Raw genomic sequence first — 26,809 nt, forward strand, 5'->3', positions numbered from 1 at the left:
CCTAGAACAAGGGGGTGTATAGATAATACTAGATTAGCTAGATCGTCTAGCCAGTCTAGGTGTTTTAATGAGAACCGAGAAGTTGCTTGAAATGATGAAAGGGTAATAGCAAGCGCAACTAATTAAAAGTATCTAAACAACAGTGAAAAACTTCGCGATAAGAAGATTAAAATAATTTAAAATTAAAATGCTTAAAATATAAGAATAAGCCTAGGTTCCTTCTAAAGAAATGATATTGATCAAACATTAAATAAGAACTCCATTACATCTCCTTCTTGAACTATATATTCCTTACCTTCGCTACGTATCCATCCCTTACTTTTAGCCTCAGACAGAGAACCTGCTTCAATCAATTTTTGATAATTAATAGTTTGAGCTCGAATAAATCCTTTCTCGAAATCTGTATGAATGACTCCTGCAGCCTGAGGAGCTGTCATGCCTAATTTAATTGTCCAAGCTTTAGTTTCTTTCTCTCCAGTAGTGAAGTATGTTCTTAATCCTAAAAGATCATAAGAAACTCTTATTAAGCTTTGCAATCCTGCTTCTTTAACTCCTAAAGCATGAAGATAATCCAATCTTTCTTCATCTCCTAAGTCTATCAATTCAGCTTCTACTTGAGCTGAAATTCTTACGCTCTTAGCTTGTTCTTTCGATGCTAGTTTAAAAACATTTTCTGAATTAACATTGCCTGAACAAAGTTCATCTTCACTTAAATTTGATGCATAGATTATTGGCTTAAAAGTAAGCAAGCCCAGAGGCTTGATTATATTAATTTCTTCTTGGTTAAAGGAAATATTTCTTACCAAACCTCCGCTCTCAAGTTCCGTCTTAATTCTTTCTAATAAAGAGTGTTCAAACTGGCTATCTTTACTATTAAGTATTTGTTTCTTCAGTCTTGCCATTCGTTTGTCAATTTGACTTAGATCTGACAAACCAAGTTCTAAATTTATAACCTCTATATCTCTTATAGGATCAACAGATCCTGAAACATGAACAACATTCTCATCTTCAAAACAACGCACAACATGAACGATTGCATCAACTTCACGAATATTTGCTAAAAACTTATTTCCCAAACCTTCTCCTTGACTTGCTCCTTTAACTAAACCAGCAATATCGACAAATTCAATTCGTGTTGGAATTAAATCTTTACTATTACTCAGCGCCCCGAGCAAATTCAAACGGTCATCTGGAACTGAGACAATTCCCACGTTTGGTTCAATTGTACAAAAAGGGAAATTAGCTGCTTGTGCTTGCGCATTTGCAATAAGGGCGTTAAATAAAGTGGACTTTCCAACGTTAGGAAGCCCTACTATTCCGACTTTAAGCATCAGGAAAAATCTAAAAGCAACGTTCGAGGGGTTAATCTGATCAAACTAATCACTCTAGGCTATTTAACCAGCTTAAGAGAAAAACCTAAATCTTCATACCAAAAATTAATTACTTTCAAAATCAATGAAAGGTCTAAGTAAAAAAAAGGTAATCAATCTTTTCTCATTTTTAATAGTGATAATTCTTGCCAATGTTATTTTCAAGGCAGGACCAGGTCAAAAACAAAAAAAAGATTTGTCAAGCTTTACAGTTATAGCTGAAGAGGGAAAATTACCTTCAGTGATTAACTCAAGTGGAGAATTGCAAGCTCAAAAAAGTTTAAATGTAAACCCTTCACGCCAAGGAATAATTGAGGATATTTATGTCAAAGAAGGTGATGAAGTCAACAAAGGTCAACTAATTGCCAAAATAGAAGACCGTGATTTCAAATTCCGGTTTGATGAAATGGAAGCAGACTTTCAAAACAAAGAAGCTTCTTTTGAGCGTCGAAAAGAATTGTTTCTTCAGGGGGGTATTAGCAAAGAAACCTATGATGGTTTCATGAAAGATTTTTTAATAAGCAAAGCCAAACTGAATCAAATCAAAATAGAAGGAGAAGAATTGTTTATAAAAGCACCACTCAAAGGAATAATAACCTCACGTTATGCTGAGCCTGGAACTTTTGTATCGCCTAATTCTCGCAATTCAAATAATGAAAGTTCAGTACAAAGTGCGGTTGTGGAAATTTCTCAGGGCATAGAAGTAATTTCAAAAGTACCTGAAAGTGATATTGGCCGCATACAAATTGGCCAAAAAGGCAGTGTTCGAGTTGAGGCTTTTCCTGATGAACGCTTTAGTGCATTTGTTAGTGATATAGCCCCTAGAGCAATAAGAAATAATAATGTAACGTCATTTGAAGTAGCCTTATCTATTATTAATCCTCCAAAAAAGCTTCGTATAGGAATGACTGTTGATATCGAGTTTAAAGTTTCACAATCTGCCTTAAGTACTATTGTCCCAACTGTCTCAATAGTGACAAAGGATGGAGAACCAGGTTTATTAATAGTCGGAGAAAATAAAGAGCCCGTTTTCCAGAAAGTTGATCTGGGCTCAAGTAGCGGAAACAAAACAGCAATTATTAAAGGAATTAATCCAGGAGATAAAATCTTTATTGATATTCCACCTTGGTCTAAAAAGAAAAGAAATTAATTCAGATGCAATAACAATGGACTGACTTAGCTATGTCTAAAGAGAACATAAAACCTACCTTGTTACTTGTTGATGGGCATTCACTTGCTTTTCGAAGTTTTTACGCATTCAGCAAAGGCCAAGAAGGTGGTTTAAGTACAAAAGAAGGCATACCTACAAGCGTCACATATGGCTTTCTAAAAAGTCTTTTAGATAACTGTAAATCTCTTAGCCCTCAAGGTATAACAATTGCATTCGATACTGCCCAACCAACATTTCGTCATCAAATAGATCCAAATTACAAAGCAAATAGAGATGTTGCTCCTGAAATATTCTTCCAAGACCTAGCACAACTTCAAACAATCCTAAAAGAAACTCTCAATCTTCAAATACTTACAGCTCCTGGTTATGAAGCAGATGACGTTCTTGGTACACTAGCCAATAGGGCAGCAGATAATGGTTGGCAAGTAAGAATACTTTCTGGGGATAGGGATCTGTTTCAACTTGTTGATGATTCTAGAGATATAGCCGTTTTATATATGGGAGGAGGACCCTACGCTAAGAGTGGAAGCCCTTTGCTTATCAATGAAGATGGGGTAATAGCTAAACTAGGTGTAATACCTAAAGATGTAATAGACTTAAAGGCTTTAACCGGTGACAGTTCAGATAATATTCCTGGCATTAAAGGAGTTGGACCAAAAACAGCTATCAATTTACTTAAAGAGAATAAAAATCTAAACGGAATATATAAGTCTCTATATCTCTTGGAAAAGGAAGGAATAAAATCTTCCCATGGTGTTATTAAAGGTGCATTAAAAACAAAACTGAAAGAAGGTAAAGAAAATGCTTATCTTTCTCAGAAGCTAGCAGAAATAATTGTAGATGTTCCAATTAAGAAAGACATAGCCTTTGAACTGAATTATATTAACAATAATAAACTAAATGAAGCACTATTAAAGTTAGAACTCTTTAGTCTTGTTCGTCAGATTCCAATATTTTCAGCAGCCTTTTCCCAAGGTGGTTTCAATGCAAATAAAGATTCTATAAATAACGAAAATATTGAAATTAATAAAGCTGATAAGCCACTAAAACAAACATCTGCTCTAACAAATCACAATCAACTTCCTAATATTCAGCCTCAAGTAATTTTGTCACTATTTGAACTTCAAAGTCTTGTAAACAAATTAATGCAATGCACACTTGAAAGCACTCCGGTCGCCATTGACACAGAAACAACAAGTTTAAACCCATTTAAAGCAGAGCTGGTTGGAATTGGTTTTTGCTGGGGAGATGCTTTAGATGACATTGCATATATTCCGTTAAAACACAACTCTTTAGAGTCATCACAAATCGGAAAAGAAAACAAACAATTACCCCTACTAGATGTAATAACAACTCTTACCCCGTGGCTATCAAGTTCTAAACACCCCAAAGTTCTTCAAAATGCAAAATACGATCGTCTTATCTTTCTTCATCATGGTATCCCATTAGAAGGAGTAGCACTTGATACTCTTCTTGCAGACTATCTTTGCAATTCAACGAACAAACATAGTTTAGATGAAATCTCAAAAAGAGAATTTGGGATTACGCCAACTAGCTATAACGATCTGGTTCAAAAAAATCAAACTTTTAAAGACGTTGATATTCAAACAGCAAGCCTTTATTGCGGCATGGATGTATATCTCACTAGAAAGCTTTCTTTTCAATTACAAGTCCAATTAAAAAATATGGGTCGAGATCTAATTAATCTCTTAGAGAAAGTTGAACAACCACTTGAACCAATACTTGCCGATATGGAAGCAAGAGGAATCTGTATAGATATCCCATACTTAAAAAAGTTATCTAATGAACTCAATACAACATTAATAACTTTAGAAAAACAATCCTATAAAATCGCAGATACTGAATTTAATTTAAATTCCCCAAAACAATTGGGTCAAATACTTTTTGAAAGATTAGCTCTTGACAAAAGAAAATCTCGTAAAACAAAAACAGGTTGGAGCACAAATGCAAATGTCTTAGAGAAACTAGAACAAGATCATCCATTAGTTCCTCTATTAATAGAACATCGAACAATTAGCAAACTACTGAGCACATATGTAGATGCTCTCCCACAACTTGTTGAAGCAGACACCGGGAGAGTTCATACAGATTTCAACCAGGCTGTAACAGCAACAGGCCGATTAAGCAGTAGCAATCCAAATTTACAAAACATTCCAATCAGAACTGAATTTAGCAAGAGAATAAGAAAAGCTTTTCTTCCTCAAGAAAGCTGGAAGTTATTAAGCGCTGATTACTCACAAATAGAATTGCGTATTTTAGCCCATCTTTCGGGGGAAGAAATTTTACAAGAAGCTTATAAAAAGGGGAATGATGTGCATACTTTAACTGCAAAAATCCTCTTAGGAAAAGATTCCATAAACTCAGACGAGCGACGTCTAGGGAAAACAATCAATTTTGGTGTGATATATGGAATGGGACCCCAACGTTTTGCAAGGTCTACAGGTGTTTCTCAAGCTGACGCAAAAGATTTTCTTAAGCGATTCAAAGAAAGATATGCAAAAGTCTTTTCCTTTCTTGAGCTTCAAGAAAGACTTGCTCTAAGCAAAGGCTATGTCGAAACACTGTTAGGAAGGCGGCGATACTTTCAATTTGAAAAAGATGGACTGGGCAGACTTCTAGGAGAAAACCCAATGGACATAGACCTTAATCATGCAAGACGTGCAGGCATGGAAGCTCAACAACTACGTGCTGCAGCCAATGCACCAATTCAAGGTTCTAGTGCAGATATCATTAAAATCGCAATGGTAAAACTAGCCACACAGATCAAAGAGTCACACTTGTCTGCGAACCTACTATTACAAGTTCATGATGAATTAGTTTTAGAGTTAGATCCATCAGTAGAAAAGGAAGTAGAAAAACTAGTGATTAGTACAATGGAAAATGCAGTTCAACTTAGTGTCCCTTTAGTTGTTCAAACAGCTTTTGGAGAGAACTGGATGGACGCTAAGTAATAAAATAAAGCCAACAAATTATACTGATCCATTCTCAAAACCTCTTAATAAACAAGTGTCCCTAAGGTTAACCAACACTCTCACAAGACAAACAGAAGAATTCACTCCATTGAAAGAAGGGGAAGTAAGTATTTACTGCTGTGGTGTCACAGTTTATGATTTATGTCATTTAGGCCATGCAAGGAGCTATATAGCTTGGGATGTTTTGAGGAGATTTCTTCTTTCAAAAGGATATAAAGTGACTTTTGTTCAAAACTTTACGGATATTGATGACAAAATTTTGGCTAAAGCAGCCAAAGAGAACTCTACAATGCAACAAGTTAGCGAAAAAAATATTACTGAATTTTATTTAGATATGGACGCTCTTGGCATATTGCGTCCTGATCGAATGCCTAGAGCTACAAAGTGTATTGATGGGATTTGTTCAATGATTAAAGAATTAGAAAAGAAGGGTGCGGCATATTCAGTTGATGGTGATGTCTACTTCTCTGTTATGAAGTATTCAGAGTATGGAAAACTAAGTAGACGTGACCTATCAAAACAACAACTAAATGCAGATGGTCGTATCACAATCAAAGAAGAAACTCGTAAGGAGCACTCTTTTGATTTTGCACTTTGGAAAAGTGCAAAAAAAGATGAACCAAGCTTTCCTTCTCCCTGGGGCCAAGGGAGGCCTGGCTGGCATATAGAGTGCTCTGCAATGGTTCTTAAAGAGTTAGGAGAAACAATTGATATTCATTTAGGAGGTGCTGATCTAATCTTTCCACATCATGAAAATGAAATTGCTCAATCTGAAAAGGCTACTGGTAAAAAATTAGCAAGGTATTGGCTACATAATGGGATGGTTAATGTTGAAGGGCAAAAAATGAGTAAGTCACTTGGAAACTTTACAACAATCAGAGCTTTACTTGAGCAAGGGGTTTCTCCTATGACATTAAGGTTTTTTGTTTTACAAGCACATTACCGAAAACCTCTAGATTTTACGGTAACAGCTCTTGACGCTGCATCAGCAGGATGGAAAGGACTTAATAAAGCTCTTTCAATAGGCCAGGCAAGTTATCAAACACTTAATTGGCCAAAGCCTGAGATGAATTTGCAAACGAATAGGCTTCACAAATCTGATCAGTTAAAAGAGGGGTTTATTGAATATAAACAACGATTTATAGATGCATTAAATGATGACATCAATACATCTGTAGCTCTTGCTATCCTTTTTGAACTTGCCAAGCCATTGAGGTCATTAGCTAATGAAATTGACCATGAAATCTTCACGTCAATTTCTAATTTAGAAAAGAGTGAGTTATATTCAAGATGGTCACTTCTCGTAGAATTAGCAAATATTCTAGGTCTCAAAGCTGAGTTGCCTAAGAAAGAAACCTCTAATCAAAGTAATGCATTAACTAAGGAGGAAATTCAAGCCGCAATTAAAGCACGTACAGAAGCTAAACTTTCCAAGAATTTTATTAGAGCAGATAAGATAAGGGAAGGGTTAAAAGCTAAAGGGGTTGAATTAACCGATAAGCCTGGTGGAATAACAGACTGGATTCAAACCTAGACTAATTTTAATTATTTCCCAGATCGTGAACTTTCCTTCCAGAACTTAACTTCAGGTGAGAGACTATTAAAAACTATTTAACATTGTGAAAGCCATAAGCGTGCTGGGTTCAACTGGTTCTATTGGCACCCAAACCCTTGAAATAGCCCAGGAATTCCCAGAAGAATTCACCGTAGTTGCTTTAACAGCAGGGAAGAATCTTGATTTACTCATAGAGCAAATTAAGCAACACGAACCAGAATTAGTCGCACTCGCAGATGAAATTCATTTACCTGAACTTAAAGAACGTTTAGAGATATTACCTCCTAAAGACAAACCAAAGAATCTTCCCCAATTAGTTGCAGGTAATGAAGGGTTACAAACAGCAGCTGCATGGAGCAATTCCGATCTTGTCGTGACTGGCATTGTTGGCTGTGCTGGTCTTCTCCCAACTCTAGCTGCAATCAAAGCAGGGAAAGACATAGCTCTTGCCAATAAAGAAACTTTAATAGCAGCAGGCCCAGTTGTTCTGCCTGAATTAAAGCGTAGTGGAAGTAGACTCCTTCCTGCAGATTCTGAGCATTCAGCAATATTTCAATGTCTACAAGGAACACCATGGGCTGAGAATGCTCGCCTATCAACAGGTATCCCAACACCTGGATTAAGAAACATTCAATTAACTGCTTCTGGTGGTGCCTTTCGTGATTGGGGCGCAGAGGATTTAAAAAATGCCACTGTAAAAGATGCTACTAGCCATCCCAATTGGAGCATGGGCAAAAAAATAACAGTGGATTCAGCAACCTTAATGAATAAAGGTCTAGAAGTAATTGAAGCCCATTATTTATTTGGTCTTGATTACGACAACATAGAAATAGTCGTTCACCCTCAAAGTATTATTCATTCAATGATTGAATTAGCAGATTCTTCAGTTTTAGCTCAAATGGGCTGGCCAGACATGAAACTACCTATTTTATATGCAATGAGTTGGCCAGAAAGAGTTGAAACCCCATGGAAAAGACTAAACCTTTCTGAAGTAGGGCAATTAACATTCAATAAACCAAACACTACAAAATACCCATGTATGGAACTTGCTTATGCGGCAGGAAAAGCTGGTGGCACTATGCCAGCAGTTCTTAATGCTGCCAATGAAGAAGCCGTAGCATTATTTCTAAAAGAAAAAATACATTTTTTAAATATTCCAAAAGTCATTGAAGCTGCTTGTGAAAATCACAAGCCAGACTTTTCCTCTTCCCCTAAACTTGATGATGTGATTGATGTTGACATTTGGGCTCGAAAAGCTGTAAGGGCTGAAGTACAAAAAAACTCATCTCAAATAACAATGGCAAGTTATAACTAATGAATACGAAAGTGCGTTATCACTTATTGCTTTGTGCATCATCTAAAAAGCAATTATGTTGTAAGAGCACACAAGGCATTAAAAGTTGGGAACGACTAAAAAATATTTTAAAAAATCTAAATCTTGACAGTCCTAATCATCCAAAAGGAATGATTTTACGTAGCAAAGTAGATTGTCTCAGAGTATGTAAATCAGGTCCAATTCTCTTGATATGGCCAGATGGCATTTGGTACGAAAATGTCTCCCCAAAACGGATAGATGCAATAATTACTAATCACCTAATAAAAGGAAACCCTATTAAAGAATGGATAATAAAAGAAACACCTCTGGCAAGTTTTACTAAAGAATTAAGAACTAGAACTACATCTTAGAAGCCAACTTTTAACCACATCGTCGCCCCAGCATCCATTCACAGAATGAAAACCATTATGACCGCCCTTATTCGTCAAAAGAATTTCCATTTTATAAGATAATTGATTATTGTTCACTTTCTCTTTCAAAGTTTTCGCACCATTTGGAGGAACCCATGGATCGTCAAGGGCTTGAATGAAGAAAGTATTTGGTAATTTAATAGAATTTCTGCTGAGTAATGTCTTTAATGGGGAGGCTTCCTTATAATAAATATCTACATTCTTAAATCCCCATCTAGGGGCTGTAATGATCGAATCAAAAGCCCGTATAGATGCAATCTTTGGAAAAGTTCTTATACTTTCTCTAACCAAAAGATCTCTTTCGGAATCTTTAATTCCAAAAGGATCTTCTAGAGTTTGTCTAATTAATCTATTCAATAACCAGGTTTGATAAAGCTTATTACGAATTCTCTCAATTGAAGCACTACATTCTGCCAAGTCCAAAGGACTGCTTATGCATACCAAACCATCTAAAGCAGGTCTGTTGAAAGATAAACCAAATTCTAAACAAGCATTCAAAAGAATCGTCCCGCCTAAGGAAATTCCTACTCCAAAAAGAGGACTATATTTGCTTACTAGCTCTTCCTTCTTTATCAATAAATCAAGTATGTCTCTAGCTTTCTGAATTACAGGGAATATATCACTATTACAATTCGCTGAGTATGTCCCTGATGCAAACTCTCTTCCAGGAGAAGCTCCTCTAAGATTAACTCGTAATACTGCAAAGCCTGATTCAATTAAGGAGAATGCCATCCTCCTTAGACCTCTTCGACGACTTGATCCACCCAGTCCATGAATCATTAACACTAAACCCTTTATCTGTTGGGATTTAGGAGGTTTATTTAAAAAAGCAATTAAATACTCTTTAGTCGATATCGAATTTAATTTAGAAGGTACTTGAATTTTTATAGGATCTTCATCTGATAGGTGAATTCTATCGTCAACAAAAGTATCTCTAAGTGTTTGCAGATCTCCTCCTATCCAAGGTAAACGCTCCTTAAAAGGAGTGATCCCAATCTGAGGAATAAGTCCCGAATGTTCAAGCTTTACCACTAATACCTAATTCCTTTAATTCCAATAAGAGTTCCCCTAATACTTTCTTGGCATCCCCAAAAACCATAGAGGTATTTGACAAATCAAAAAGATCATTTTTTATACCTGAATATCCAGCACTCATTCCTCTTTTAACCACAAATACTGTTCTAGCTTCCTGAACATCTAGAACTGGCATTCCATACAATGGAGATGTTGGGTCATTTTTTGCTTGAGGGTTAACAACATCATTTGCACCAAGTACTAATACAACATCAGTGGCTGGAAAATCAGGGTTAACGACATCCATTTCTTTTAATTGTTCATAAGGGACATCTGCCTCTGCCAAAAGAACATTCATATGCCCAGGCATACGGCCAGCAACAGGGTGAATTGCATAAACCACTTCTATTCCACTCCCTTCTAAAGCTCTAGTAACTTCTCTAAGCGTATGTTGGGCTTGTGCTACAGCCAAACCATAGCCAGGAACTATTACAACCCGTTCTGCAGCTTCAAGGGTTAAAGCGCATTCTTCAACGCTACAACTAGTGATGTTTTTATATTCACCAGAATCACTATCTCCCGAGGATATTGTCGAACCTAATGCACCTCCAAAAAGGACTGAAATCAAAGATCTATTCATACCATTACACATTACCTGCGTAAGAATTAAACCAGCTGCCCCAACCATTGCACCAGCAACGATCAAGAGTTGGCTACCTACAACAAATCCTGCTGATGCTGCAGCTACACCAGAGTAGCTATTTAATAATGAGATAACTACTGGCATATCAGCACCACCTATAGGTAATGTCACTCCTATCCCCAAAACAGCTGAGCCTATAACTAATAACCAAATTCCACTTCCACTCCCACTTAAGAGTGAGCCTATAGCTACTAGCGATAACACTGCTAAACCAATATTTATTACATGACGAACTTTACTTAGCATCCATGCAGGGGTTGAGAGCCAACCCTGCAATTTAGCCATAGCAACTATAGATCCAGTAAAGGTTATAGACCCAACAAAAATAGAAATTACTATTGAGATTCTCTCAACCAAAAGAGTTCCCAATTCTTCTGGTGAACTAGAAAAAGGCGAAATAGCCACAGCCAAAGCAACCAAAAGTGAAGACATCCCTCCACATCCGTTAAAAAGAGCAACCGTCTCAGGCATTGCTGTCATAGAAACTCTCTTGGCCACAAGCATTCCCAAGAAAGCACCTACTACAGAACCAAAACCTATCCAAATCAACGAAATTACAGATATACTTGAGTTAAGAAAAGAATCAACAAAAACCCCTATAACAGCAAGAGTCATTGCGATAGCAGCTAAACGATTGGCTTCACGCGCTGAACGAACCTTTGACAGGCCCTTAATACCTAAAGCCAATAACAGTACTGCTAAGAGATCAATCGCAAATTTCAATATCTCAGAAAGATTCATTAAATTGCTCCTTATTTATGTGATTTTTTACGGCTAAACATTGCAAGCATCCTGTCAGTTACAAGAAAACCTCCAACTACATTGAATAATGCAAAGGCAAGAGAAATAGACCCCATAACTAATAATGGAATATTGCTCCCCGCTTTAATTATCAAAGTAAGAGCTGCCAGCATTGTTATCCCTGAAATTGCATTAGCCCCACTCATTAAAGGAGTATGCAAAGTCGGAGGTACTTTCCCAATCAGTTCTAACCCTAGAAGGCTTCCTAATAGAAGCACCCAAAAAGCCTCGCTAAGAAAAGACATCAATTAGATCCTCCTGAATTAATTAAGTGAGCATGACGAATCACACCATTCTTGCTAATTAAAGCCCCATCTATTAATTCGTCTTCAGTATTAAGTGTAAGTTCAGCTTCATTCATCAAAGGTTCCAAGAGAGCCAATAAATTCCTTGCGAACAGAGTACTTGCATGATTAGGGACAGTGCATGGCAAATCTGATGCTCCTATTAGTTTGACTCCTTTTCTTAAAATTGTTTCTCCAGGTTTAGTTCCAAAACAATTTCCACCTTGAGAAACGGCAAGATCAACAACAACTGACCCCGACCTCATTTGATCAAGCATTTCCTCATCAATTAGTCGAGGTGATTTCTTCCCAGGCACTTGTGCCGTACAAATAGCAACATCAGCATCTATTAATTGTTTCTTCAACTCTTGACGCTGAGCAATAAGGAATTCATCTGAAACTTGTGTGGCATATCCACCAGACTCAGAGGGATCCTCAGCAATTGCTGGAGGCTCTATAAATCTTGCTCCTAAAGATTCAATCTGTTCTTTTACAGCCGGTCGTATATCACTAACGAAAACAACTGCTCCAAGCCTCTTAGCTGTTGCAATTGCTTGTAAGCCTGCCACTCCAGCTCCTAAAACGACCACTTTTGCTGGCTGAACAGTACCTGCCGCGGTCATTAACATCGGGAAATACCTATCTAAAGCACTTGCCCCTAAAAGCACAGCTTTATAACCAGCAATATTTGCTTGCGAAGAAAGAACATCAGAAGATTGAGCTCTACTTATTCTTGGCAAAAGTTCAAGTGACAAAGCAGAAATACCACCTGATTCTATAGAAGTAGCAAGATTTGTATTCCCATAAGGAGCTAGTAAACCAACTATTAATACACCTTTTTTAAGTTTTGACAAAAATTCTTGGCAAGGGCAATTAACACACAGGACTACATCTATCTGATTAACAAGTTCTCCATTTTCTTCTGAGAAGAGATCAGCACCTGCAGCCAAATAACTATCGTCTGAGAATCCAGCTCTTTCACCTGCACCTTTTTTGAAATAGACGGAAAAGCCTATGGAAATTAGTTTCTTAACAGTCTCAGGTGTAGCCGAAACACGAGTTTCACCTAAAGCTGTTTCGATCGGAATTAAAAGTCTTGGCAAGATAAAATCGATTCTTAATTTAAAGACTAAGACTAAAAGGTTCGAAGACCAGGATTTTTGTTGAAAAAAGCTTTTCCTTACGAAGGATTATGGCTATCAAGAAAGAAGAACCTAAATATTCTGAAAGAATATGAGCTTAAAAGCAATCGAGTGTCCAGACGGTGTATGTCATAGCCATCATGGAGGACATGCTATCCCTCGAACAGCAATGGAAAAAAACCTCCAAAATCATGGAAGGGAATGGTGTGAGCGCTTAGCCGAAAGAATCTACGAAATGTCTGTAGATACATTTTCACAAACGGTTATGCCCAGTCTTCATTCATCAGGCTGGCAAAGAAAACATCTTGATTGGGAATTCAAGCTTGCAGACAACAATTCAGAACCAGATGAAACACTAGTTGAAGGAATTATCAATGCAACTGAGAGTTTTCTTAGGAGTAGTGAAGTTCACCGTTTATTTATTCAAGAACTTGTTCAAGGAACCTTCGAAGAAGCAACTGAAGATCATCTAAGATCAAAAGCTGTTAGATCACTTATAGAAAGTGAAATAATGGCTATTCTAGAAGAAAAAAAAGAAGATTTACTAGATCGATTAGCAGAAAAGTTATTAGACGAGTCAACAGGAGATTTTAATATTGCAAGAAAAGCTGCTCACGAAGGAATTGTTGAAGTTAAAAAATTACTTTTAAACCATGCTGAATCTCTCTAAAAAAATAGAAAAAGTCAATTTTCAAATGCTTTTAAACCTAGATTAATAGTCTTAAGGAAATATTTATTATTAGTCAAATCCCTTTGTTTACGTTTTAGATATAAAGAATTTATTAAGACATTAATTCTATTTGTAGAGAAAAATACTTTTTTGTAAAAAATATACCTCAACAGGTCAGATGTCTATGCAAAGGTATCTGCCATTGGGAGGACTTTATGGACAAACCTCTAGAAAGACGCATTAACATTGCTAGTTGCTGGGCATCTAGCAGAATTTCACTATTAGATAGTATTGAGCGCTACGAAGACAGTTATGCAATAACCCAAGAGTTTCGTGAATGGATAGTATGCCTAGGCAGTAATCCTTCTCAATTAGACTCATCTATGCTTAAAGTTCCAAATAAATTGATTTCACTTAAAGAAGAAACTAGTGATCAAGATGAATTGCTTGAACTTTAAAAAACAAACATACTCTTTTTTTAATAACTATAATCATCTAACTAAGAGATATAAATAATATCTATGGATAATGCACAAGAAAAACTACCAATTGAAAATCTAGTAATAATAGGCTCAGGTCCAGCAGGTTATACAGCTGCCATTTATGCAGCAAGAGCTAATCTCCAACCATTATTAATTACAGGTTTTCAACTCGGAGGCATTCCTGGTGGCCAATTAATGACAACCACCTTTGTAGAAAATTTCCCAGGTTTCCCAGATGGAATCATGGGACCAGAATTAATGGATTTAATCAAATCTCAAGCTATTAGATGGGGAACTAAACTATTAGAACTAGATGCAGAAGCAGTTGATCTTAGTCAACGACCATTTCAAATTAAAACCTTAGAAAAATCCATTAATACCCACTCTTTAATAATTGCTACCGGGGCAAGAGCCAATAAATTAGGAATACCAAATGAAAAAAAGTATTGGTCTAGAGGAATCAGTGCTTGTGCAATATGTGATGGAGCAACTCCTCAATTTCGAAATGAAGAATTAGCAGTTGTTGGAGGAGGTGATTCTGCATGTGAAGAGGCCGTTTATCTCACAAAATATGGAAGTCATGTTCATTTAATAGTTAGATCAAACAAATTAAAAGCTAGTAAAGCAATGTCTGATCGGGTACTTGCAAACTCTGAAATAACAATTCATTGGGAAACAGAATTAGTAGATGTAGAAGGAGAGGAATGGTTGACAAGCTTAAAAATTAGAAAAGGATCGAATTCTCAAGAAGAAATAATCTATGTAAAAGGTGTTTTTTACGCAATTGGGCACACCCCTAATACCACCCTTGTTCAAGGTCTTCTTGATAAAGATCCCCATGGATATATCGTTACCAAACCAGGCAGACCTGAAACCTCAATCGATGGTGTATTCGCAGCAGGAGATGTTGCAGATTCTGAATGGCGTCAAGGAATTACAGCAGCAGGCAGTGGATGCAAAGCCGCACTAGCGGCAGAAAGATGGCTTGCCAAAACAAATCTTTCTTCTTTAATCAAAAGAGAATCTATTGAGCCATCTAAAATAGAAAAAAAAGAAGAGGTTCAATTATCAACAAAAGAAAATTTCAACCCCAAAGCTCTATGGCAAAAAGGAAGTTATGCATTAAGAAAGCTTTATCATGAAAGTCTTAATCCAATATTAGTTATTTACACATCTCCAAATTGTGGTCCATGCCATGTATTAAAACCTCAATTAAAAAGAGTTCTTGAAGAGCTAAAAGGTAATGCTCAAGGAATTGAGATAGATATTGATTTAGAAAGTGATATAGCCAAGCAAGCTGGAGTAAATGGAACTCCAACTGTTCAGCTTTTTAAAAATAAGAACCTTATATCTGAATGGAAAGGGGTCAAACAAAGAAGTGTATTTAAAGAAGCAATATATAAACTTTTAAATTAATTCAAAATTATTTTTTACCTTCTTCGACCTCCTCCAGATCTTGCTCCTCCTGGCTTATTGCCTGGCCTATTGCCTGGCTTTGAACCTGCCCCGGCATTCCTTTCTCTATAAGTAATTCTTCCTCGAGTAAGATCATATGGACTAATTTCAACTAAAACTTTATCGCCAGCAAGAAGTTTTATACGGAATTTTGTGAGTTTTCCTGCTGCTCTGCATAAGCATTGATGACCTTCAGGTTGCTCAAGAGTGACTAAATAAAAGCCATTACCTTGCTCTTTCTCTATAACTCCGGATGTTTCAATCATTCGTAATTTACATTTTTTAAGAACCTAACCTTAATTCTATTCTAAAAAGTATCTTTAGAATCCATCGTTACTAGCTCAAAACCTCTTGAAGTTCTTTAACAGTCTGTAATTGACCAAAGTAATAATTAGCTATTGCCCTTCTATCACTGTCTTGTAAGCCATCAAAAGCCTCAAAGCCAATAGTTCTCCATAACTCCGTACCAGATGCCTTGTCAAGCTCCTTAGTTGCTTCAAAAGCAAGGTTCTCAAGTCTTCTATTTAAATTTTTAATTTGATTAATTGACATAAAAAAAACCAATCAAATCCCATAGTACAAACAAACTATCCTTTTTCAAGTACTCTATTCAAAAAGGAAGCTTTTTTTTCTGTTCTCTATTTAAATCCTTCTCCATTTCCCTAAGTCGCTTGAGAATCACATCATAATATTCTTGTATATAAGATTCTAAATTAGTAGTAGAAGCAGGGTCTAATCCAAAAATCTTATAGGTTTCATCCATAGGTGCATTAAGACTAATGCCACTGCCGCTAACTTCTGCAAAAGAAAGTCTTTCAGCAACATTCAATGAGGCTTGAAAAAAAGAAACTAATGTCTTAGCTAAACCTATAAAAGCAGGAGATACTCTTAGAATCTTTGCCTTCTTATCACTGAACTTTTCACACAATTCAATTACTTCCTGACTACTCCAACATTTTGGACCAACAACTGGAAAACTTTTTCTAATTGTTTCAGGCTTACTTAATGCTGCCACAGCAAAAGAAGCCATATCCTCTGTATTCATGTACGCAATATCACTTGAATTACCACTAATCCAGACAGGTTGACTATCTAAAATTGGAATGGCAAATTGACCAATAACACCTTGCATAAAAGCAGCGCCTTGCAAGATAGTGAAGTCCAATGAAGAATCAATCAATAAGCTTTCTGTACAATATTTGATGTCCATTAATGGAACTTTTCTAAATTTTTCTGCTGCCAATAAAGATAAAAATACAACTCTTTTTACTCCAGTAGAATCACATGCTCTATAAAGATTTAATTTACCTTCCCAATCTGTTTCATAAACACTTCTAGGATCATCTGGTCTACTAGTAGCCGCATCTATAACAGCATCAATATCTTTAAGAGAATATTCAATATCTTTTGGATTAAGCAAATCTCCTTGAGTTAATTCACACCCCCACTCTTGTAGGTAGGAAGCTTTGCGAGGGCGACGAACCATACACCTAACCTGAAAGCCAGCATCAATAGCCTTTTTGGCTATCTGCCTGCCTAGGGTGCCAGTTCCACCAACAATTAAAACCTTCATTCCAGAGGTCATTATCAGTCAGAAGCTTAGTGGTAAGCAATCAATAACGTGAGAGATATCATTTCCCTTGAACCTTAAGAAGGAAAGCACCTCCGATAAGGCCCAAAGGTATTAAAACCCAAAAAATTGCAGCAGTACCAAAAATCTCTGAAGCCATTTAATTAATTTATATCATTTAAGTATCTATTAAAACCCCTACCATATAAATCCCCAAGCTATTTAACCCAAAAGCAATAAAAAAAATAAACTCTTAAAGCTTAGCTAGCGAATTAAATGAAATTTGCTAAGAGCACTATTCAACGTTTGTTATAAATTCATTTCAAAGGAAAAACCTTAGGTAGGGTAATTTCTTATTAGCATAGTTTGAATAAACTAGCTCCTACCTCATTGAATGCAAACCAAGCAGAAGCTAATGATGGTATAGCTTCTCAAAACATCCCAAATTGGGGAGAACAACATTTTTGGAATTGGAACGGATTATTTTGTCATTGGAGACTATTAGGAGAAGAAAACCAAAAATCAATTATTTTGCTTCATGGTTTTGGCGCAAGCAGTTCTCATTGGAGATATAACGCTAGTTTTTTGGCTGAAAATGGATTTAAAGTCTATGGATTAGATCTAATTGGATTTGGGAAGTCTGAACAACCTAGTCAAAGAAAGCTGAAAAAATTAGATAATATATTTTGGGCTAATCAAGTAGCTGCTTTCGTAAAAGAAATAGTTTTTCCAAAAAACGATGAGAAAGTAGTTCTTTTAGGAAATTCTCTTGGCGGCCTAACAGCATTAACCACAGCAGCTTGTCATCCAAACCTTGTTAAAGCAGTAATTGCAGCTCCATTACCTGACCCAGCATTAATACAAGATAAATTTCTAACCATACCCAAGTGGCTATTAAAAATCAAAAATTTCTTTATTAAAACCTTTTTTAATTTTCTACCTTTAAGAACAATAGTTAGATTTATTATAAAAACAAAATTAATTGATATTGCTATTCAATCTGCTTATTCTCACTCGGTAAAAAACGACTTCGACTTAAAACAAATAATTCTTGAACCTGCTAAAAGATATAGTGCTGGAAGGGTTCTTCGCTCTATGTGTATTGGCATGTCAACTCGTGATGAAATTTCTAAAGCACCTTCTCTCCTATCTCGAATAGCATCCTTTCCAAAACATATGCCAATCCTAATAATATGGGGAAGTGAAGACAAATTTGTACCTTTACGAATAGGAAAAAAACTTATTAAAGATCATTCATGGTTACAATTATCAATTATTGAGAGAACTGGTCATTGCCCTCATGACGAATCTCCTAAAAACTTTAACCAATACGTTTTACATTGGTTGAAAAATAATTTAGAAGGGTATATATAAAAGATATGAAGCACACACTTTCAGTACTTGTAGAAGACCAATCTGGAGCTCTTAGCAGGATATCAGGGTTATTTGCCAGAAGAGGGTTCAATATAGAAAGCCTTGCAGTTGGTCCTGCTGAATCCCCTGGGATATCTCGTTTGACAATGGTTGTAGAAGGAGATGATTTAACTCTCCAACAAATGTCGAAGCAACTCGACAAATTAATCAACGTTTTAAATGTTATCGACTTAAGTAAATTCCCAGCTGTAGAAAGAGAATTAATGCTTTTAAAAGTTGCCGCAAAAAACGAACAAAGGTCAAGTATCCTTGATTTGGTTCAGGTTTTCAGGGCTAAGGTAGTTGATGTTTCCGATGATGCTCTTACTTTAGAAGTTGTAGGGGACCCAGGGAAATTAGTTGCATTAGAGAAATTATTAAAGCCTTATGGAATACTTGAAATAGCAAGAACAGGGAAAGTCGCATTAGAAAGAGCATCAGGTGTTAACACTGAGATGTTAAAATCATCCTCAAATTTAAATAATTTACCTGCTTAAAATATATATAATATTGGAATTATTTATTTATCTGAATTACATCTAATATTTCATCTCCCTCTTCTAGAGAATCTATAACAGCCATTCCTTTTAGAACTTTTCCAAAAACACTATACCTTCCATCTAATTCTGGTAAATCTTTTAAAGCTATATAAAATTGAATTGAGGATGACTCTAGTAACTTAGTTCTTGCCATTGCTAAAACCCCTCTTTTATGAGTTAGTTGAATATTAATAAAATCATCATTTTTTAAAACAGGTTGATTATATCGAGGGTATTTTTCATTAATTAACTTTATCTCAAGAGGTATAGTTCTAAAAATTCGATTTTTATTATTAATTAATTTATTGCCAAAATTGTTTTGTCGATCGAAAATAAAATTATTACTTTTATACCCACCCTGAATAATATAAGGAAATGGCTTTTTGATTACTCTATTAAAAGTAGTTCCAATATAAAAACCTTTGTCAACTAAATCAAGGAAATTAGATGAGGTTACTGGTGCTAGATCAGAATTTACCTCTATCAAAATTGTCCCTTTAGTTGTAATCATCTCAACCCGACTCTTACCATTTAAACAGATATTTTCTACTGATTTACAAAATTGACTATAATAGCTTTTGTTTGGGTTATAGCAACCAAATAAATTAAATATAATTAATGAAGTCAAAGGTAAAAACTTGCGCAAAAAATGCAAGTCCATGTTTTTATGTGTCAATGACAATTAATTAGAAAGGCCTTCTAAATTAACTCTTAAAAAGCTAGCAAGCTCAGCGCCTTGTTTTTCAAGGTAAAGAAGAGGTTGAGGCCCACCAACTTCACTTATAGGCAAGTCTTTTCTTCCTTGAAGTCTTAAAACTATTCTTCTCCTTGGATTAAATCCCTCACGAATCTCCAATTTAACTGCTTGAATTTCATTGATAGGAATTTCAATAGTAATTTTCTTAAAAAATCCTTGCCTATCTATTGAAAGAACACCTTTTTCCTTATCAAAGCGATTAAAGCCCGAACCATAATCCACTCTTATTAACGCCCACAGGTAACAAGCAATTAAAGTACCCGAAATACCATAAAACCCCATAAATAATCCTTGAGGAACAAAAATCAAAGTTGAAGGATTACCTAAAGGAAGAAGATCTTTTCCCAAATAACTTGATATAGAAGCTAATGAAAAACCAATTCCTCCTATTGTCAGCATTGAAGCAACTATATAATTAGAAGTTTTTTTTGAACCTTTAACAAATTGTTCCAGAAGGGTTTCTGAAGGGTCTCCCGTATTTGGGGATTCCTGAAGATCAGCTGACATAACAGGGCATAAGTAAATTCCATTGTCTATGAAATAGGGTAAAAAAAACGTAAAAATTCATTTCTTGGATTGATTAGCAATACAACAACGGATTTCATCTGATAAAAATTTCCCCCGAGAGGGTTCTGAAATTGTTAAAGTCTCGAGCGTATCCCAAAAGTTCAGCAACGTTGCTCTCATGACGATCGCTGTTGGTGGCGCCCAAGAAAGAGGATGGTTCGACATCCTCGATGACTGGTTAAAGCGCGACCGATTCGTATTTGTTGGTTGGTCTGGTCTTCTTCTCTTCCCTACTGCCTATCTGGCGATCGGTGGATGGTTTTTAGGCACAACCTTCGTAACCTCCTGGTACACCCATGGTGTTGCCAGCTCTTACCTAGAAGGATGTAATTTCCTTACTGCCGCTGTTAGTACCCCTGGTGACGCCATGGGTCATAGTCTTCTATTCCTATGGGGACCAGAAGCTCAGGGCAGTCTTGTTCGCTGGCTTCAACTTGGCGGACTATGGAATTTCGTTGTTCTCCATGGCGCATTCAGCCTTATTGGTTTCATGCTGCGTCAGTTTGAAATTGCAAGACTTGTAGGTATTAGGCCTTACAACGCTCTAGCCTTTTCTGCTGTAATAGCTGTTTTTACAGCATGTTTCCTTATATATCCTTTAGGACAACACAGCTGGTTTTTTGCTCCTTCTTTTGGGGTGGCAGCTATTTTCCGATTCATTCTCTTTATTCAAGGTTTCCATAACATCACGCTAAATCCATTTCACATGATGGGTGTAGCTGGAATTCTTGGTGGAGCTTTGCTCTGTGCAATTCACGGTGCAACAGTTCAGAACACTCTTTATGAAGACACCAGTATTTATACAGGTGGAAAGACTCAGAGCACTACTTTTAGAGCTTTTGATCCTACTCAGGAAGAAGAAACTTACTCCATGATTACTGCTAACAGATTTTGGAGTCAGATATTTGGTATTGCTTTTTCAAACAAACGATTCCTTCACTTCTTGATGCTCTTTGTACCTGTAATGGGTATGTGGTGCGCAGCCATAGGCATAGTTGGGCTTGCTCTAAATTTAAGGGCCTATGACTTCGTAAGCCAAGAAATCAGAGCTGCTGAAGATCCTGAGTTTGAAACTTTTTATACCAAAAACATACTTTTAAATGAAGGTATGAGAGCTTGGATGTCTTCTGTGGACCAGCCACACGAAAACTTTGTATTCCCTGAGGAGGTACTCCCACGTGGAAACGCCCTTTAATAATCTTTTAAAAGCTCCTAACCAAAGCATTGAAGAAACTGGTTATGCCTGGTATGTAGGCAATGCTCGTTTAATCAATCTTTCTGGGAAACTACTAGGAGCCCACATTGCTCATACAGGACTTATGGTCTTCTGGGCAGGAGCAATGATGCTTTACGAGGTGAGTCATTTCACCTTTGACAAGCCAATGTGGGAACAAGGATTAATCCTCCTTCCTCATGTAGCTATGTTTGGCTATGGCATTGGACCAGGTGGAGAAGTTGTTGATGTAATGCCATATTTCCAAGCCGGTGTTATACATCTAATTGCTTCAGCAGTTCTTGGTTTTGGGGGTATCTATCATTCCCTTGCAGGTCCAGAAAAATTAGAAGAAGAATTCCCATTCTTCTCCACTGACTGGAGAGACAAAGATCAAATGACAACCATTCTAGGACGTCATTTATGTGTTCTTGGATTAGGTTCACTTGCTTTTGCTATCAACTGGCAATTCCTTGGAGGTCTTTATGACACATGGGCTCCAGGTGGAGGAGAGGTACGTTTAATAACTCCAACAACAGATCCAGGAATTATCTTTGGATATCTCTTCCAAACCCCTTGGGGTGGTGGAGGAAATATGGTTGGAGTTAATTCTGTTGAAGATATCGTCGGTGGCCATTATTACCTAGGCATCATCCAACTTTTAGGTGGTCATTTCCACATGCAAACCAAACCTTTTGGTTGGGCTCGTAGAGCTTTCATTTGGAATGGAGAAGCCTTACTAAGTTATGCATTAGGTGGATTGTGTGTAGCAAGCTTCTATGCTTCTACATTTGTATGGTTTAACAACACCGCCTATCCATCTGAATTCTATGGACCTACCAATGCTGAGGCATCTCAGGCCCAAAGTTTCACTTTCCTTGTAAGAGACCAAAGAATTGGAGCCAATGTTGGCACAACAATGGGACCTACAGGATTAGGTAAGTATCTAATGCGTTCTCCAACAGGAGAAATCATATTTGGTGGGGAGACAATGCGTTTCTGGGATTTCAGAGGCCCTTGGCTTGAACCACTAAGAGGAGAAAATGGTCTAAGTCTGGATAAAATCCAAAATGATATTCAGCCTTGGCAAGTTAGAAGAGCAGCTGAGTATATGACTCATGCTCCTAATGCTTCTATCAACTCTGTTGGTGGAATCATTACAGAGCCAAACGCAGTTAACTTCGTTAACCTTCGTCAATGGCTTGCTTCAGCTCATTTCTTCCTAGGATGGTTTACCTTTATTGGTCATCTTTGGCATGCTGGCCGTGCTAGAGCTGCTGCTGGTGGTTTTGAGAAAGGTATTGATCGCAAAACCGAACCTGCCCTTTCCATGTCTGATCTAGATTAAAAAATCTAAATAAAAAAAGCCCTCAATAATTTTGAGGGCTTTTTTTTATGCAATTAAATTGTATTTGTAAAAACTTATTGCCCCAAAACTTTATCCATATGTATTAATAGAAGCTTTATCTAAAGAATCCCATAACCAAGGCAAACTAAGTCCAAGAACATTGCTATAGCAACCATTTATTCCTTTTATAATAGTTGAACCTTTCCCATCTATAGAAAAGCCCCCTGCACATTTTAAAGGTTCCAAGGTATTTACGTAATAATCTATAAAGTCATCACTTATCTCACAAAAATCAATCGAAGTACTTACGACACCTTTAATAAGACCTTCAAAACTTTCTTCTCTTTTGTTAGCCTTATTTATTCTTCTATAAGCCAAGCAATGTCCAGTATGTAAAACTCCACTTTGAGATGAGATCATCTTCAAACGTTGAGAAGCTTCGAAAACGTTTTTTGGTTTGCCAAAAATCTCGCCATTAAATTCAAATAAAGAATCACATCCCAAAACTCCTAATATTTTTTTGTTTTTTGATAGATCATTATAATTACTTTCAATTTCAGACTGAACAAATTGAGCTTTTGCAATAGCAAGACGTTGAACCAAATCCTTTATATTTCTAAATTGAGAATTTTCTTCATCAATATTACTAACCATTACTTCAAAATTAATGCTTAACTGATTGAGTAAACTCCTTCGAGCCTTAGAAGCAGAAGCAAGTATTAACACAAAAAAATGAAATGGATTTATTTGATAAGCATATTATTAATAGAAGCAAAAGAGCTATAAAGTGTCTTTCTCTCTCGACAGAGTTTTATAAAGATGCAGAGGTTTCTGGTTTATCAGCAAGTAAAGTTCTACAAATGAAAAAGAAATATATTTCAAGAAATCTCTTTAGTTTTACAAATCCAGAAAAAATAGAAGCTTGCTTTCTCTGGTTAATAAAAATTGGGATTCTTCGAAGAGAAGTGGATGGGCAAGGTTTAACATCGAAAGTTCGTCTTACGCCATTAGGGACTTTTATTCTGAAAAACGAACCTGATTTAGCCAATCAAAAAGCTTCAGCCTATGAATTAATAAGAAATTGGATATTAAGAAATTTGTTTACATCGTGATTACTTCTATAAACAACCCTAACTCACTAATGGTTCTAGGAACCTCTAGTGGAGCTGGTAAATCATTAATTACAACAGCAATTTGCCGATTACTCCTTAGAAGAGGAGAAACTCCTGTGCCATTTAAGGGTCAAAACATGAGCAACAACGCATGGTTAGATAAAAATAATTGCGAAATGGCTTATTCACAAGCTGTTCAAGCCTGGGCAGCAGGACTAGAACCTACTTCTGCAATGAATCCTATTCTCTTAAAGCCTCAAGGAGATTCTCTAAGCGAGGTAATACATCTTGGAAAAAGTATGGGGACTACAACAGCAGCTAGATATTACAAAGATTGGTTCATGCCAGGCTGGGAAGCTATTAATAAAGGGCTAGAAGATATCCAATCTTCTTTTAAAAATAGTAGATTAATCTTAGAAGGAGCTGGAAGTCCAGTAGAAATAAATCTCAAACATAGAGACTTAACTAATTTAAAATTAGCAAAGCATTTAAATGCAAATTGTATATTAGTTGCTGACATTGAAAGAGGTGGAGTATTTGCTCAATTAATAGGAACTCTTGCATTACTTTCAGCTAATGAGAAAGCTTTAATTAAAGGGATTATTATTAATAGATTTCGCGGAGATATATCATTATTTGACCAAGGTCGAAAATGGATAGAAGAAGAATCAAGAATACCTGTATTAGGAATTATGCCCTGGCTGAACGAAATTTTCCCGCCAGAAGACTCATTAGATTTACTGGAAAGGAAAGCAATTAAAGAAAATGTTGAAACTAAAATAACAGTTATTAAGCTTCCCTATCTTAGTAATTTTTCAGATTTAGACCCCTTAGAAGCAGAACCTAATATTCGATTAACATGGGTTAAACCTGGTGACTTTTTAGGTAATCCTGATGCAATAATTATTCCTGGTAGCAAACAAACTCTCAAAGACCTTGAAAAGATTCAATCCAGTGGACTTGGTGATCAAATAAAAAAATATGCCCTATCTGGAGGAATAATTTTTGGAATATGTGGAGGCTTACAAATTCTAGGTAGAACTTTAGAAGATCCTCACTGTTTGGAACAAACCTACAAAGATAACTATAAATATAAATTTGAGGGTTTAAATCTTTTACCAATCAAAACAATATTTGAACCTAAGAAAACCTTATCAACAAAAAATATACTTGCTTATTGGCCAAATCAATCAACTATCTCTGGTTTCGAAATTCATCATGGGATCAGCGAACCGATAGATTCTGAAAGAAAAGAAATTTCTTCTTTGTGTGAAGAATCTTCCTTAGGTTGGGTAAGCAATAATCAAAGTCAATTAAACATAGCCGGTACATATCTTCATGGAATATTTGAAAATGGTGAGTGGAGGAGAATGTGGATAAATAGAATAAGAATAAAACAAAATCTAAAAGAATTACCTTTAATTAATGAAAATCATACTGCAAAAAGAGAGAAGCTTATCAATCGCTTAACTGATGCTTTTGAAAAACATATTAATCTAGAACCCGTTCTGAAAGAATGAAAGAAGATAGAGTTAAAATTGAATGGCCTAATGGGGTTTTTTCTATTGCCAACGTAGGAGGTGATTGGCTAGCGGAAGCCAATAAAGCTGGTATTAGCATACCGACTGGTTGCCTTACTGGTAGCTGTGGTGCATGTGAAATCGAAGTAAATGGAAAAGTCGTCAGGGCTTGTATCAGCAACATTCCTAAGTCTAATAAGCTATTACATAAAGTTAGTTTTTCCTATGATCCATATTGGTAATTATTATTAAAATTTAGAAAGTTATATAAAAAAGCATAACTAAATTAGCCAGAGTCTGATTTTATACTTGCTCTAAAGAAAGCAAGCGTCTTAATAATATCAAGAGTAAAGCTAATAAGAAAAATAAATATTATTTTCTTTGGGCCAATCTTAAATATCTTAATACCTTTTTTAAATGGGATAATAAAAACCCTAAAGGCAAAGTAAATTAAGGCAAGTGAGGTTACAGTAATCTTAGAAATATGAGGTATAAATAAAAAATAGTCTTGATCCCAACCTGCGATATTATTATTCCAGCTTAATGCTGTGGATACTAATAGACCGGCAAAAAAAAGTATATAAAGATATCTTTGCTTTTGATATATTAATAATTTTACTGAATTATTTGAATAATTTTCATACCATTTTCTACACAGTTCTAAGAAGGTCTTACCTTTAATATTCTCATATCTTAAGGGAATCATATTCTGATCCTTGAGCTTCTTAGAAAAATATCTAGCTCGCTCTATCCATTCACCGTCTTCACCAGATCTTAAAGAAGGAATAAAAAAACCTATTTTACAAAATAAAGCTTTATTAATAACCATTCCAGGTATAGTTATTAAAGCCTTTTGACCATAAGTTGAGGCTATAAAACATTCCTCAAATGTAGAAGACCATATATACCTAGTCCTACCTAAAATAGCCAATTTATTATTGCTTTTAAGAATTTCACAGGCATTTGATAACCAGTTATTCTCAGGAATAGTTCTAGCATCAAGAAATGCTAAATAATTACTGGTTGATTGTTTAATGCAATAATTGCGCGCTTCTCCTGGGAGTAAAACCTGATTAAAGACATAAACAAACAATTTTTTTGAAAGCTGCAATTTCTCAGGAAGAGTAGTTAGATCGTCAAGTTGTTCCTGAGGCACATTGCTTATCACACATATAATTTCATCAAGGTAATCTAAATTCTGACCTAATCCACCCAAAATCTTTTTACACATATCTATATCATCAAAAATACATCCAATTACTAAAGAAATCGAAAAAGGAGAATTAATAGTATTTATAGTGTTTTTACCATTAAGATATTGGTCCATGATGCTTTTTGAATATGTCTAAGCTATGTTGAGAGTTTTCGCTTATGATATGACGTA

Annotated in this window: 28 protein-coding genes; 15 read left to right on the plus strand and 13 right to left on the minus strand. The window is 36.0% G+C overall.

The features are described from left to right. Positions 1 to 239: 239 nt before the first annotated feature. On the minus strand, positions 240 to 1,331 hold the full coding sequence (gene ychF, locus O5636_RS03310) for a redox-regulated ATPase YchF (RefSeq protein ID WP_269623201.1): 1,092 nt from the start codon (positions 1,329 to 1,331) through the stop codon (positions 240 to 242). Positions 1,332 to 1,455: 124 nt separating this feature from the next. Between ychF and O5636_RS03315 the strand changes: the two genes are divergently transcribed. From O5636_RS03315 to O5636_RS03335, 5 genes are all read left to right on the plus strand, one after another. Beyond that, a complete protein-coding gene (locus O5636_RS03315; RefSeq protein WP_269623202.1) occupies positions 1,456 to 2,520 on the plus strand; it encodes an efflux RND transporter periplasmic adaptor subunit in 1,065 nt (354 codons plus the stop codon). A 32-nt stretch (positions 2,521 to 2,552) separates the two neighbouring features. Continuing rightward, the gene (gene polA / locus O5636_RS03320) at positions 2,553 to 5,513 is read left to right on the plus strand and encodes a DNA polymerase I (RefSeq protein WP_269623203.1); all 2,961 of its coding nucleotides are present in this window, start codon (positions 2,553 to 2,555) and stop codon (positions 5,511 to 5,513) included. 55 nt (positions 5,514 to 5,568) lie between these two features. After that, positions 5,569 to 7,068: a cysteine--tRNA ligase gene (gene cysS, locus O5636_RS03325; protein ID WP_269623204.1), complete on the plus strand. Its 1,500-nt coding sequence runs from the start codon at positions 5,569 to 5,571 to the stop codon at positions 7,066 to 7,068. Positions 7,069 to 7,153: 85 nt separating this feature from the next. Next, the gene (locus O5636_RS03330; RefSeq protein WP_269623205.1) at positions 7,154 to 8,404 is read left to right on the plus strand and encodes a 1-deoxy-D-xylulose-5-phosphate reductoisomerase; all 1,251 of its coding nucleotides are present in this window, start codon (positions 7,154 to 7,156) and stop codon (positions 8,402 to 8,404) included. Continuing rightward, entirely contained in the window at positions 8,404 to 8,775 is a 372-nt protein-coding gene (locus O5636_RS03335) for a (2Fe-2S) ferredoxin domain-containing protein (RefSeq protein ID WP_269623206.1), read from the plus strand. The genes O5636_RS03330 and O5636_RS03335 overlap by 1 nt, the downstream gene beginning before the upstream one ends. Here the strand turns inward: O5636_RS03335 and O5636_RS03340 are convergent. Genes O5636_RS03340 through O5636_RS03355 form a run of 4 tightly spaced genes read right to left on the minus strand, consistent with a single transcriptional unit; the run spans position 8,752 to position 12,740 of the window. Then, on the minus strand, positions 8,752 to 9,867 hold the full coding sequence (locus O5636_RS03340) for a serine aminopeptidase domain-containing protein (protein WP_269623207.1): 1,116 nt from the start codon (positions 9,865 to 9,867) through the stop codon (positions 8,752 to 8,754). The two genes, O5636_RS03335 and O5636_RS03340, sit on opposite strands and share 24 nt — an antisense overlap. Then, positions 9,854 to 11,293, minus strand: a complete 1,440-nt coding sequence (locus O5636_RS03345; protein ID WP_269623208.1) for an NAD(P)(+) transhydrogenase (Re/Si-specific) subunit beta — start codon at positions 11,291 to 11,293, stop codon at positions 9,854 to 9,856. Before O5636_RS03345 ends, O5636_RS03340 begins: the two co-directional genes overlap by 14 nt. 11 nt (positions 11,294 to 11,304) lie before the next feature. Then, positions 11,305 to 11,598 (minus strand): NAD(P) transhydrogenase subunit alpha, encoded by a 294-nt coding sequence (locus tag O5636_RS03350; protein ID WP_269623209.1) that lies wholly within the window; start codon positions 11,596 to 11,598, stop codon positions 11,305 to 11,307. Continuing rightward, on the minus strand, positions 11,598 to 12,740 hold the full coding sequence (locus O5636_RS03355) for an NAD(P) transhydrogenase subunit alpha (RefSeq protein WP_269623210.1): 1,143 nt from the start codon (positions 12,738 to 12,740) through the stop codon (positions 11,598 to 11,600). Before O5636_RS03355 ends, O5636_RS03350 begins: the two co-directional genes overlap by 1 nt. A gap of 130 nt (positions 12,741 to 12,870) precedes the next feature. Between O5636_RS03355 and O5636_RS03360 the strand changes: the two genes are divergently transcribed. From O5636_RS03360 to trxB, 3 genes are all read left to right on the plus strand, one after another. Then, positions 12,871 to 13,449: an EF-1 guanine nucleotide exchange domain-containing protein gene (locus tag O5636_RS03360; protein WP_269623211.1), complete on the plus strand. Its 579-nt coding sequence runs from the start codon at positions 12,871 to 12,873 to the stop codon at positions 13,447 to 13,449. Positions 13,450 to 13,664: 215 nt separating this feature from the next. Further along, positions 13,665 to 13,907: a hypothetical protein gene (locus O5636_RS03365; RefSeq protein ID WP_269623212.1), complete on the plus strand. Its 243-nt coding sequence runs from the start codon at positions 13,665 to 13,667 to the stop codon at positions 13,905 to 13,907. A 63-nt stretch (positions 13,908 to 13,970) separates the two neighbouring features. Further along, positions 13,971 to 15,347, plus strand: a complete 1,377-nt coding sequence (gene trxB / locus O5636_RS03370) for a thioredoxin-disulfide reductase (protein ID WP_269623213.1) — start codon at positions 13,971 to 13,973, stop codon at positions 15,345 to 15,347. A gap of 14 nt (positions 15,348 to 15,361) precedes the next feature. Here the strand turns inward: trxB and infA are convergent, their stop codons facing one another. The 4 genes from infA to petM all read right to left on the minus strand — a co-directional run bounded on the left by infA (position 15,362) and on the right by petM (position 17,116). Then, entirely contained in the window at positions 15,362 to 15,652 is a 291-nt protein-coding gene (infA, locus tag O5636_RS03375; RefSeq protein ID WP_269623214.1) for a translation initiation factor IF-1, read from the minus strand. Between the two features lie 70 nt (positions 15,653 to 15,722). Next, the gene (locus tag O5636_RS03380) at positions 15,723 to 15,938 is read right to left on the minus strand and encodes a hypothetical protein (protein ID WP_269623215.1); all 216 of its coding nucleotides are present in this window, start codon (positions 15,936 to 15,938) and stop codon (positions 15,723 to 15,725) included. Positions 15,939 to 15,996: 58 nt separating this feature from the next. Then, a complete protein-coding gene (locus O5636_RS03385) occupies positions 15,997 to 16,959 on the minus strand; it encodes an NAD(P)H-binding protein (protein WP_269623510.1) in 963 nt (320 codons plus the stop codon). Between the two features lie 58 nt (positions 16,960 to 17,017). Beyond that, positions 17,018 to 17,116: a cytochrome b6-f complex subunit PetM gene (gene petM / locus O5636_RS03390; RefSeq protein WP_269623216.1), complete on the minus strand. Its 99-nt coding sequence runs from the start codon at positions 17,114 to 17,116 to the stop codon at positions 17,018 to 17,020. A 230-nt stretch (positions 17,117 to 17,346) separates the two neighbouring features. Between petM and O5636_RS03395 the strand changes: the two genes are divergently transcribed. Continuing rightward, positions 17,347 to 18,330 carry an alpha/beta fold hydrolase gene (locus O5636_RS03395; RefSeq protein WP_269623217.1) on the plus strand — a complete coding sequence of 328 codons (984 nt, stop codon included), beginning with the start codon at positions 17,347 to 17,349 and terminating at the stop codon, positions 18,328 to 18,330. A gap of 5 nt (positions 18,331 to 18,335) precedes the next feature. Continuing rightward, positions 18,336 to 18,866: an acetolactate synthase small subunit gene (ilvN, locus tag O5636_RS03400; RefSeq protein ID WP_269623218.1), complete on the plus strand. Its 531-nt coding sequence runs from the start codon at positions 18,336 to 18,338 to the stop codon at positions 18,864 to 18,866. 19 nt (positions 18,867 to 18,885) lie between these two features. On the opposite strand, the gene O5636_RS03405 is transcribed toward ilvN, so the two are convergent. Continuing rightward, positions 18,886 to 19,569 carry a peptidylprolyl isomerase gene (locus tag O5636_RS03405; protein ID WP_269623219.1) on the minus strand — a complete coding sequence of 228 codons (684 nt, stop codon included), beginning with the start codon at positions 19,567 to 19,569 and terminating at the stop codon, positions 18,886 to 18,888. A 21-nt stretch (positions 19,570 to 19,590) separates the two neighbouring features. After that, positions 19,591 to 20,172 (minus strand): photosystem I assembly protein Ycf4, encoded by a 582-nt coding sequence (locus O5636_RS03410; RefSeq protein ID WP_269623220.1) that lies wholly within the window; start codon positions 20,170 to 20,172, stop codon positions 19,591 to 19,593. A gap of 178 nt (positions 20,173 to 20,350) precedes the next feature. On the opposite strand from O5636_RS03410, the gene psbD reads away from it, so the two are divergent. Together psbD and psbC are read left to right on the plus strand one after the other, a co-directional pair. After that, complete coding sequence (gene psbD / locus O5636_RS03415) at positions 20,351 to 21,427, plus strand: photosystem II D2 protein (photosystem q(a) protein) (protein WP_269623221.1); 1,077 nt, start codon at positions 20,351 to 20,353, stop codon at positions 21,425 to 21,427. Beyond that, complete coding sequence (gene psbC / locus O5636_RS03420; RefSeq protein ID WP_269623222.1) at positions 21,411 to 22,793, plus strand: photosystem II reaction center protein CP43; 1,383 nt, start codon at positions 21,411 to 21,413, stop codon at positions 22,791 to 22,793. Before psbD ends, psbC begins: the two co-directional genes overlap by 17 nt. A 90-nt stretch (positions 22,794 to 22,883) precedes the next feature. Here the strand turns inward: psbC and O5636_RS03425 are convergent, their stop codons facing one another. After that, a complete protein-coding gene (locus tag O5636_RS03425; RefSeq protein WP_269623223.1) occupies positions 22,884 to 23,519 on the minus strand; it encodes a nucleoside triphosphate pyrophosphatase in 636 nt (211 codons plus the stop codon). A gap of 11 nt (positions 23,520 to 23,530) precedes the next feature. Between O5636_RS03425 and O5636_RS03430 the strand changes: the two genes are divergently transcribed. The 3 genes from O5636_RS03430 to O5636_RS03440 are packed head-to-tail and all read left to right on the plus strand — an operon-like array spanning position 23,531 to position 25,667. Continuing rightward, positions 23,531 to 23,905, plus strand: a complete 375-nt coding sequence (locus tag O5636_RS03430) for an Npun_F0494 family protein (RefSeq protein WP_269623224.1) — start codon at positions 23,531 to 23,533, stop codon at positions 23,903 to 23,905. Between the two features lie 29 nt (positions 23,906 to 23,934). After that, complete coding sequence (locus O5636_RS03435; RefSeq protein ID WP_269623511.1) at positions 23,935 to 25,425, plus strand: cobyric acid synthase; 1,491 nt, start codon at positions 23,935 to 23,937, stop codon at positions 25,423 to 25,425. Beyond that, complete coding sequence (locus O5636_RS03440) at positions 25,422 to 25,667, plus strand: 2Fe-2S iron-sulfur cluster-binding protein (protein ID WP_269623225.1); 246 nt, start codon at positions 25,422 to 25,424, stop codon at positions 25,665 to 25,667. The genes O5636_RS03435 and O5636_RS03440 overlap by 4 nt, the downstream gene beginning before the upstream one ends. Before the next feature lie 44 nt (positions 25,668 to 25,711). On the opposite strand, the gene O5636_RS03445 is transcribed toward O5636_RS03440, so the two are convergent. Further along, on the minus strand, positions 25,712 to 26,752 hold the full coding sequence (locus tag O5636_RS03445) for a glycosyltransferase family A protein (protein WP_269623226.1): 1,041 nt from the start codon (positions 26,750 to 26,752) through the stop codon (positions 25,712 to 25,714). Positions 26,753 to 26,809 lie beyond the last annotated feature (57 nt).

The organism is Prochlorococcus marinus str. MIT 0918, from assembly GCF_027359415.1.
Taxonomy (GTDB): domain Bacteria; phylum Cyanobacteriota; class Cyanobacteriia; order PCC-6307; family Cyanobiaceae; genus Prochlorococcus_E; species Prochlorococcus_E marinus_C.